The sequence below is a fragment of the Acidovorax facilis genome (genome assembly GCF_023913775.1).
Classification (GTDB): domain Bacteria; phylum Pseudomonadota; class Gammaproteobacteria; order Burkholderiales; family Burkholderiaceae_C; genus Acidovorax; species Acidovorax facilis.
In genome coordinates this window covers 1-9,260 of sequence record NZ_JAMXAX010000187.1, presented here as the reverse complement: position 1 = coordinate 9,260, position 9,260 = coordinate 1, and the positions used below count along the sequence as shown (strand labels likewise).

The 9,260-nt window shown below is 65.8% G+C and carries 10 protein-coding genes; 7 read left to right on the top strand and 3 right to left on the bottom strand.

The window, feature by feature from the left end; genetic code table 11:
• The 5 genes from NFX52_RS28200 to NFX52_RS28180 all read left to right on the top strand — a co-directional run.
• A partial coding sequence (locus NFX52_RS28200; RefSeq protein ID WP_252635934.1) for a S1 family peptidase occupies nucleotides 1-1,309 on the top strand: 1,309 nt, incomplete at its 5' end.
• Entirely contained in the window at nucleotides 1,306-2,298 is a 993-nt protein-coding gene (locus tag NFX52_RS28195) for an FHA domain-containing protein (RefSeq protein ID WP_238385641.1), read from the top strand. The genes NFX52_RS28200 and NFX52_RS28195, both read left to right, overlap by 4 nt.
• 62 nt (nucleotides 2,299-2,360) lie before the next feature.
• Nucleotides 2,361-2,690, top strand: a complete 330-nt coding sequence (locus tag NFX52_RS28190) for a hypothetical protein (protein ID WP_010460358.1) — start codon at nucleotides 2,361-2,363, stop codon at nucleotides 2,688-2,690.
• A gap of 125 nt (nucleotides 2,691-2,815) precedes the next feature.
• Nucleotides 2,816-3,133, top strand: coding sequence for a DUF2322 family protein (locus tag NFX52_RS28185; RefSeq protein WP_055398926.1), 318 nt, complete (start codon nucleotides 2,816-2,818; stop codon nucleotides 3,131-3,133).
• Nucleotides 3,134-3,293: 160 nt separating this feature from the next.
• Complete coding sequence (locus NFX52_RS28180) at nucleotides 3,294-3,755, top strand: SRPBCC family protein (RefSeq protein ID WP_055398924.1); 462 nt, start codon at nucleotides 3,294-3,296, stop codon at nucleotides 3,753-3,755.
• 28 nt (nucleotides 3,756-3,783) lie between these two features.
• Here NFX52_RS28180 and NFX52_RS28175 read toward each other — a convergent pair whose 3' ends face one another.
• Nucleotides 3,784-4,569 (bottom strand): transporter substrate-binding domain-containing protein, encoded by a 786-nt coding sequence (locus tag NFX52_RS28175; protein WP_202907183.1) that lies wholly within the window; start codon nucleotides 4,567-4,569, stop codon nucleotides 3,784-3,786.
• A gap of 420 nt (nucleotides 4,570-4,989) precedes the next feature.
• Here NFX52_RS28175 and NFX52_RS28170 point away from each other — a divergent pair, with 420 nt between their 5' ends.
• Nucleotides 4,990-5,238 (top strand): hypothetical protein, encoded by a 249-nt coding sequence (locus tag NFX52_RS28170; protein ID WP_015014994.1) that lies wholly within the window; start codon nucleotides 4,990-4,992, stop codon nucleotides 5,236-5,238.
• A gap of 29 nt (nucleotides 5,239-5,267) precedes the next feature.
• Here NFX52_RS28170 and NFX52_RS28165 read toward each other — a convergent pair whose 3' ends face one another.
• On the bottom strand, nucleotides 5,268-6,530 hold the full coding sequence (locus NFX52_RS28165) for a phospholipase D-like domain-containing protein (RefSeq protein WP_055398934.1): 1,263 nt from the start codon (nucleotides 6,528-6,530) through the stop codon (nucleotides 5,268-5,270).
• A gap of 193 nt (nucleotides 6,531-6,723) precedes the next feature.
• Here NFX52_RS28165 and NFX52_RS28160 point away from each other — a divergent pair, with 193 nt between their 5' ends.
• On the top strand, nucleotides 6,724-7,644 hold the full coding sequence (locus tag NFX52_RS28160; protein ID WP_055398932.1) for a M23 family metallopeptidase: 921 nt from the start codon (nucleotides 6,724-6,726) through the stop codon (nucleotides 7,642-7,644).
• 137 nt (nucleotides 7,645-7,781) lie between these two features.
• Here the strand turns inward: NFX52_RS28160 and gltS are convergent, their stop codons facing one another.
• Nucleotides 7,782-9,023 carry a sodium/glutamate symporter gene (gltS, locus tag NFX52_RS28155; protein WP_055398922.1) on the bottom strand — a complete coding sequence of 414 codons (1,242 nt, stop codon included), beginning with the start codon at nucleotides 9,021-9,023 and terminating at the stop codon, nucleotides 7,782-7,784.
• Nucleotides 9,024-9,260 lie beyond the last annotated feature (237 nt).

The window sequence follows — 9,260 nt, the reverse complement described above, 5'->3', positions numbered from 1 at the left end:
TCGCCCTGCGGGCAGTGACCCGGCAGACGGCACCACACCGCCACCGGGGGCCGCTGCAGCCTCTGCCCCCACCGGGGCGGATGCCGCCCTGCTGTCGCGCGATGCCCGGCGCATTTATGAGCTGTCGCGCGACAAGCTGGTGCAGATCCGAACGCTGCTGCGCAATGCCAACACGCAGGCGTCGATTGGCTCGGGGTTTTTTGTATCGGCAGATGGGCTGATCGTGACGAACTTCCACGTGGCCAGCCAGCTGGCGCTAGAGCCCGAGCGCTACCGGGGCGTGTACGTGACGATGGAGGGGCAGGAGGGCGAGGTGGAGCTGCTGGCGTTTGACGTGCAGCGCGACCTGGCCGTGCTGCGCGCCAAGGGCCGCACGGCCGCTGCGCCGGTGCTGGGCTTTCGGCCCGCCGACGAGGCGCTGGCACAGGGCGAGCGCATCTACTCGCTGGGCAACCCGCTCGATATCGGCTTTGCCGTGACCGAGGGCACCTACAACGGGCTGGTCAAGCGCAGCTTTTACCCGCGCATCTTTTTTGGCGGCACGCTCAACCCCGGCATGAGCGGCGGCCCGGCGGTGGACGATGCGGGCCGGGTGCTGGGCGTGAACGTGGCCAAGCGGCTCGACGGCGAGCAGGTCAGCTTTCTGATCCCGGCCGAGTTTGCGCAGGCGCTGGTGCAGCGTGCGGCCAACGCCCAGCCCATCACCCATGCCGCGCATGCCGAGATGACGCGGCAGCTGATGGAGCACCAGCAGCTTCTGACGGACCGGTTCCTGAAAGCGCCGTTTCGCGAACAGCGCCACGGCAACTACCGCGTGCCCGTACCCGACGATGCACTGGCGCGGTGCTGGGGATCGGGGCGCGACCCGGCGTTTCCGGGCCTGAACCTGGAGCGCACGCAATGCCGGGCCGACAGCGATGTGGTGGCGGGTGAATTCAACACCGGCGCAGTGCGCCTGAGCTATGAGGCCTACAACGCCCCCACCCTGGGCGCTGCACGGTTCGCCCGGATGTTCTCCCAGAGCTTTGCCAACGAACAGCTGCAACGGCGCGGCAACCGCCACCAAACGGCCGCAGAGTGCAGCGAGCGCTTTGTGGACCCCGGCAGCCTGCCGCTGCGCGCGGTGGTCTGCCTGTCGGCCTACCGCAAGCTGCCCGGCCTGTACAACATGACTGTCCTGGCCGCGTCCATCAACCAGCCTACGCAAGGCGTGCTGGGCCGCCTGGACGTGCAGGGCATCGCCTTTGACAACGGCATGAAGCTGGCCAGCCACTACCTCAAGGCCTTCCGCTGGGAGGCCGCACCATGAGCACGATGCCGACGACCCTGGGGCTTATCGAAGCCTTTGACCGCCACGGCGCGTTGCTGGCGCGCGCGCCTATCACGCGCTGGCCCGTCACAGTAGGCCGGGCGCTGGACTGCGACCTGGTGCTGGACGACCCGTTTGTGGCGCCCCGGCACCTGCGCATCGACCGCGCGGTGAACGAGCCACGCACCGTGCAGGTGGAGGTGCTGGAGACGCGCAATGGCGCACGCGTGCAGCGCAAGCAGCACGGCCCGGGCGAGCACTTTGACTGGCCCGACGCCACGCCCATCGACCTGGGCCACACCCACATCACGCTGCGCCTGGCTGATGCGCCGATTGCCGACGAGCAGCCTCTGCCGCAGTTTCCGTGGCGCACGGTGGGGACCACGGCGGCGCTGGTGGCGCTGGTGCTGCTGGCGGGGCTGGGGGAGTCGTGGCTGGATGCACGCGACAGTTCGCAATACCTGAAGGCTGTGCCGGGCGTGTTGCTCACGCTGCTGGTGGTGCTGGGCGCCTGGTCGGGCGTGTGGGCAGCGGCCAACAAGGTGTTTGCGGGCCACCTGCAGTTCTGGCGCCACGTGCGCATAGCCTGCGCTGCGGCCCTGGGGGTGGATGTGGTGCATCTGGTGGCCCACCTGACCGCATTCGTTTTCTCGCTGGAGGTTTTTTCGCAGTTCGCCAGTGTGTTGATCGTGCTGGTGCTGGCTGGTGCGCTGTATGCGCACCTGGCGACCGTGCTGCCGCGCCGCCGCGCGGGCCTGGCGTGGATGGTGGCTGCAGTGGTGGCCCTGGGCGTGCCGTCGTGGCTGGGTGCGCAGTGGCTCAACAACATGCGCTTGTCGCAAACGCTCTACATGAGCAGCCTGTTCCCGCCCAGCCTGCGCGTGGCCCCGGCCGTGCCGGTAGAGCAGTTTCTGCAAGAAACCGAGTCGCTGCGCAGCAAGCTGGACCGCCGCCTGAGCGATGACGGCCAGGCGGACGATGACGAGTAAAAAGTAGCACCGCGCAGAGCGCTTCACCGCAGCCCTACTACCCGCGTCTATCCCATCCACCCATGCGCCGCCGCAAGCTCCACCACCACGTCTACGTGGTCGAACTCTCCAAAGACGTGCTGCTGGAGCCGCGCTTTCGCCGGTGCAACCCGGGCTACATCGAGGGCAAGCCCTGCGTGTATGTGGGCATGACCGGGCTGGACCCGGATGTGCGCTTTGACAAGCACAAGGCGGGCATCCAGGCCAACCGGTTCGTGACGCAATACGGCCTGCGCCTGCTGCCCGATCTGTACGAAGGCTTCAACCCCATGAGCTACGAGGATGCAGTGGACCGCGAGATCGAGATTGGCATCGACCTGCGGTCGGCGGGGTTTGGGGTGTGGCAGGCGTAAGCACCCGCCACCGCACCGCTACTTCCATACCATCGGTTTTTACTCCTCTTTTGGTAGCTACAAGTGCTTATCCATAGAGCGGAAGCGGCCAATTTCATTCAAATTTTCACTCCTATCACCATCCCATGAACTTCACAGACCGCCTCAAGCAACTCCCCTCCGCCAGCCACCTTACCGCCCTGCACCTGCTGGGCCCGGATGGGCAAGTGCTGGCCACCATCGAGAACAAGCCCGGACAGACCGGGTCGCTGGTGGTGTATGCCGCGTTGGCGGCCTTATACGGCGGCCGCATCACGCCTGCGGCCGCCACCCTGGGGCTGGAGTGGTATGCCGAGCATGTAGCCGATGCGCGCACCTTCCCTGGCAAGCACCCCAACATTGACCGGCTGCTGGCCTGGGCGCAGGGCAGCGAGAGCTTTGGGGTGCGGACGGTTTTGGCCTGAAAGGCTGAGGCTTTGCCAAAAAGTTTGCCGTTGCAACAGCGGCGTGTCGAAAACGCGCAGGTCCGTTCGTCGTAGGGGTGTGAACATGTTGAATAACCGATATGGTTTGGCGGTTCACGCTTTCATCCACCACAGATCTACACCCCAAGGAGACCCGAGCATGACGACCAACACCAACACCGGTACCGTCACCCTGCACCGCGTGCTGCGCGCCCCGGCAGAGCGCATCTACCGCGCCTTTCTGGACCCAGACGCCATGTGCAAATGGCTGCCGCCCCACGGGTTTACCGGCCGGGTGCTGAGCATGGACGCACGCGTGGGCGGGAGTTACCGCATGCAGTTCACCAACTTCAGCAGTGGCGGGACGCATGCGTTTGGCGGCGAGTATGTGGAGCTGGTGCCGGGCGAGCGCATCGTGCACACCGACCGGTTTGACGACCCCAACCTGCCGGGCGAGATGCGCACCACGATCCAGCTGAAAAAGGTGATCGCGGGGACCGAGGTGTCCATCGTGCAGGCGGGCATCCCGGCGGTGATCCCCACCGAGATGTGCTACGTGGGCTGGCAGGAGTCGCTGCAGCTGCTGGCGCTGCTGGTGGAGCCAGAGATTCCGGGCGAATAACTCAGACGCCCATAGCCTCAGGCCCTGATCACTTCAACCACTTGTCAGCCGCCTGCTTGATGGTGCCCCGGCTGTCCACCAGGCCCCACACAAAGCCCATCACACGCACATAGTCGGCGTCGTCGGTGGGCAACATGAAGCCCAGGTAGTTCTTGGGCGTGAGTGGCGCATCCACAAACGCGGCGTGCAGGCGCGGGTCGACCTTGGCGTAGTGCAGGGCTTCGTAGGTTTCGGTGATCATCACGTCGCCCTTGCCTTCGGCGATCAGCGCGGGGATCTCGGCGTTCTTGTCGTGCGTGCTGACCTGGGCAGTTTTCAGGTTGGCCAGCACATAGGTTTCGTTGGTGCCGCCGGGGTTCTTGATGACGCGCACGGCGGGCTGGTTCATGGCATCCACGCTGGTGTACTTGGCCTTGTCGGCCGCGCGCACCAGGGCCACTTTGCCAAAGGGAGCGTAGCCGGGCAGCATGTCAAAGATGCGCATGCGGTTGACGTTGCGGGTGATGCCGCCGACGGCCACGTCGAACTTGTCGCCCTGCAGGTCCTTCACCAGGTTGGGCCAGGTGGTGGGCACGTATTCGATCTTCACGCCCAGCTCCTTGGCCATGGTTTCGATCACGTCGATGTCGTGGCCGCTGTAGCCCGCGTCGGTCTTGATGGCAAACGGACGGTAGTCGCCGGGCGTGCCCACGCGGATGACCTTGGCCTCCATGATCTTGTCCAGCCGGGGGCCGGCATGCGCGGCCTGGGAGACTAGGGACATGGCGGCAAACAGCGCGGCCGCAGCCACGGCGAGTGATTTCTTGGGGATCATGGGAAAGGGCTCCAGAAGGCAAAGGGGTGCAGAAGGGATGAATCGGCCCGCCCGGCCAATGCTGCACGCACGAGCCCAGGCGGGGCCACCAAAGAATACGCCAGCACCTACGGCAACGCTGAACAAGTCCCTCGCGCACCGCGCACCCTGCTTTGGACGGTCTGCCGCGTTGCAAATCCTCGCGATAGCTACGGCTATCGCTGTGGTTTGCGCCTTGCATCCCATCCCAAACCAGGGCGCGCGCCACTGCGGGGACCTATTCAGCGTTGCCCCATTCAACGTGCCATGTGCGTGTCACTGTGCGTGCCCCATGATGGCACCGCGCGGCACTGCCACCCTGCTGGGTTACCCTGCATGCCCTGAAGGCGCTGCCAACGGCTGGCGCCAACCACCCACCGCCCCTACCCAACAAGGAACATCATGAAAAAACTCAATGTCACCATACAGCTCGAAATGACCGTGCCCGACGACTGGCAACTGGTCGAAACCTCGGAGGGCACGCCAGTCATCCAGATGGCCGACAACAAGTTTCTGGACCTGGCCATCGAGCCCCTGTTCGCCAACGACCCCGAAGACATGTGGAGCAGCAGCGAGAACGAGGACGAACTCAACGAAGTGCTGGAGATGGTGGAGAGCGAAGAAGTGGCGTACGAGTTTGTGACACACTGACCCGTGAAACACCGGGCGCTGCAGCCACCTCACAACTGCGAGCGCAGCAGCCCGGTCATCTTTTCGTGCAGCTTTTCGCTCCACGGCCGCTCCAGCCAGGCCTCGTAGGTCACGCGGCGTGACCGCCGGATATCGTCTTCAAACACCTGCGTCTGGCGCTGCGCAAAAGCGGCGTCATACACGTTCAGGTTGGCCTCGTCGTTCAGGCGGAACGAGCGGTTGTCAAAATTGGTGGAGCCCACCGACACCAGCAGCTGGTCCACGATCATGACCTTGCAGTGGTACATGGTGGGCCCGTATTCATAAATCTCGGCCCCGGCCTGCAGCAGCTCGCCCCAGGTGGCGCGGGATGCGGCCTTCACGGTCTCGGTGTCGGTGTGCTCGCCGGGGGTGACCAGGCGCACGCGCACGCCGCGTGCCAGCGCATCCATCAGCAGCTTGCGGGTCAGGTCGTCGGGCACAAAGTAGGCCACCGACAGGTCGATGCTGCGCTCGGCCGCCGTGATGGCCAGGTGGTACATGAGCTGCATGCTCTCGCTGCCGCTCGATGGCGAGCTGGAGAACATCTGCGCCTTCTGCCCACCCGCCGGTGCAATGGCCGGAAAGTACGCCTCGCCGTGCAGCACCTTGCCGGTGACCTTGAGCCAGTTGTCCAGAAACGTGGCCTGCATCTGCGCCACGGCGGGGCCGCGCACCAGGTAGTGCGAGTCGCGCCAGTGGTCGGGGTCTTGCGCATGGCCCGTCCACGCAGGCGCAATGCCCACGCCGCCGGTAAAGCCCACCTGCCCGTCCACCACCAGCAGCTTGCGGTGGGTGCGGTTGTTCAGGCGGGCCAGGTTGTACCAATGGGGTTTGTGGAACTTTTCAATCTGCACCCCGGCCTCCTTCATCTCGGCCAGGTAGCTTTCTTCCATCTTGGCACTGCCCACCCAGTCCAGCAGCACATGCACGGGCACACCAGCGCGGGCGCGCTCGCTCAGGGCGTCGGCAAACTGCTTGCCGATGTCGCCCGACCAGTAGATGTAGGTTTCGAAGGTGACGCTTTTCTGAGCGGATTTGATCGTGGCCAGCATGGGCGGAAAGATCTGGTCGCCGTTGATCAGCTCCGTCACCGCATTGCCGCCCACAATGCCTGGGCCGAGCAGGCTGCCCAAGGCACGCTCAAACTGCGGGTGGGCGGTGCTGTACAGGCGCGGCAGCTGTTGCTGCACCTTTTTCTCGCCCGCCGTGAAGTTGAGTGCCAACAGGACGAGGGCCCCCGTGGCCAGGGCCGTGAGCAAGACAGTGAGCATGGTGGAGCGGCGGCGGCGAGGGGCGGCGGGAGGCATGGCGCGATGGTAGGTGGCACCATGCGGCCGCGATGTAGGCGGACGCCGCCAACACCGGGGGCACAATTACCCTTGCCGGCCGCGACGGTGAAGTGCTTTGTCCATGGCAACACCCCTCGCGCCGCCTCTTTGTTTTTTGCTCTCGCCCTTCTCTGCCGTGCCTGAATCTTCCCGCCCTGCGCCCCTCCGCCCCACCCTCTCCATCAACCGCCGCAGCGCCTTGATCGGCACGGCGGGCCTGCTCGCGCAGCCTGCCCTGGTGGCGCCCCTGCACGCCAAGCCCTTGCCACCCGCGCCCACGGTGTGGCCCCAGGCGCTGCAGGTGCCCGGGGGCGTGGCGCGGCTGTCGCTGGGCCCGGCGGCCACGCGGCCGGTGGCGCAGGTGCGACAGGGCGAGGTGGATGTGCCGCTGCGCGTGGTGGGCGATGCCATCGAGTGGACGGCCATCGTGGGTATCCCGCTGGCGGCGGCGCCGGGTGATGCCTTCATCAGCGTGCTGCCCGAAGGCGGCGGCAGCCCGCGCCTGGTGTACTACAGCGTGGCCCCCAAGCAGTACAAGGAACAGCACCTGAAGGTGTCGCCCCGCACGGTGGACTTGTCGCCCGAGGACCAGGCCCGCTACGAGCGTGAGCGCGACCACCAGGCCCAGGTGATGGCCACCTTCACCGAGCAGCCCGCCGGCGTGGCGCTGGCATCGCTGCGCATGCGGGTGCCGGTGCCAGGGCGGCGGTCCAGCTCGTTCGGGCTGCGGCGCGTGTTCAACGGCCAGCCGCGCAATCCGCACAGCGGCATGGACATTGCCGCCGCCACCGGTACGCCCATCGTGGCGCCGCTGCCGGGCCGGGTGATTGACGTGGGCGACTACTTCTTCAACGGTGGCACGGTGTGGCTGGACCACGGCCAGGGCCTGCTCACCATGTACTGCCACCTGAGCAGCATGGACGTGCGCCTGGGCGATGTGCTGCAGGCGGGCGACGCGTTCTGCAAGGTGGGCGCCACCGGCCGCGTGACCGGGCCGCACCTGCACTGGGGAGTGATGCTGAACCGCACCATGGTGGACCCCGCATTGTTCTTGTAGCCCCTGAGTCGCTGCGCGGGATAACGCCCCTCACTGCGGGACGGCCCTTGCTCGGGCCGTGCCCGCTTCGCGGCTGCGGGCCGGTGCGCCGCGCTGAAGCCCATGCAGCCCGTTGAGCCGCACCACGCTTCAACGGGCTACTTTAAATAATTCATGAAGCCTGTGATGATCACGGCGTTGAAAAAGTCGATGAAGAGCGAACCCACGAGCGGGATCACAAAAAACGCCTTCACCGATGGCCCATTGACGGCGGTGAACGCCTGCATGTTGGCCATGGCGTTGGGCGTGGCGCCCATGCCAAAGCCGCAGTGGCCGGCGGCGATGACGGCGGCGTCATAGTCACGCCCCATCACGCGGAAGGTGACAAAGTAGCCATACGCAAACATCAGCACGGTCTGGGCAAGCAGGATGACCAGCAGCGGCCCGGCCACCTCGGCCAGCTCCCACAGCTTCATGGACATGAGCGCCATGGCCAGGAAGAACGCCAGCGACACGTTGCCCACCACCTCGAACTGGCGCAGGGGCAACGCACTGTCGCGCCAGTCGATGATGTTGCGCACCACCGCCGCCACCAGCATCGGGCCCAGGTACGAAGGCAGCGTAATGCCCAGGCCCTTGAGCCAGTTGACCAGCAACGTGCCTGCCCCGATGGACACGGCAATCAGGATGCTGGCGTACATCACAGTGTCGCTGTTGCCCATGGGGGCCGGGGCTGCAAGGCGGGCGGTGGAGGCATTGGCGGCGTCGACAGCGCCAGCCGCCGTGGCGGTGGCCGCGGCTGGCGTGCCCGCAGCCAACCCCGAGGTGTGCAGGCCGTTGCGCCGCATCAGCAGGGTGCCCAGCGGGCCGCCAATCACACAACCCGCCACCAGGCCATAGGTGGCCGCTGCAATGGCGGCGGGCAACGCACCTGCGGCGCCCGCCTGCTCCAGCAGCGGGCCAAACGCGGCCGAGGTGCCGTGCCCACCCGTGAGCGATATGGACCCCGCCGCCACACCGATGAGCGGATGTACGCCCAGCGCAGCAGCCAGCCCGGCGCCCAGCAGGTTCTGCAGCACCACCAGGCCCACGGCGGCGGCCAGAAACAGCGCTACGCCGACACCGCCTTTCTTGAGCAGCTCGAAGCTGGCCGAAAAGCCGATGGTGGTGAAAAACACCAGCAGCAAAAAGGCGCGCATGTTGTCGTAGAACTGAAAGGTGAACAGGCCCGTCTGGTGGCCCACCAGCGCAATCAGCGAAAACACCAGTCCGCCGATGATGGGCCCGGGAATGAAGTAACGCGAGAGCAAGCCCACGCGGTTTTTGATGAAATCGCCCACCACCAGCAGCACGGCGGCGATGCCGATGGTCTGGGCAATGTCGAGTTCAATGGTGGTCATGGCGGTGTCTCCTTGAGGCCTGGATGAGAGGGTCAGGCAACACTTGCCCAGATGTATCAGCTATGGATTAGATAGCTGCCAGCGCAAGCTAGCGTAGCGCTGGAGCCTATTTTACCTGTCAAGCTCCGCCTCCCCGGCCAGGCCGGAGATGAAGCGGGTGTCAGACGCCATCCTGTTCACTCAGCGCCGCACTGGTTCTTTCCTCCCTTGCTGCAGCTATGCTCGGCAGCCCTGCCC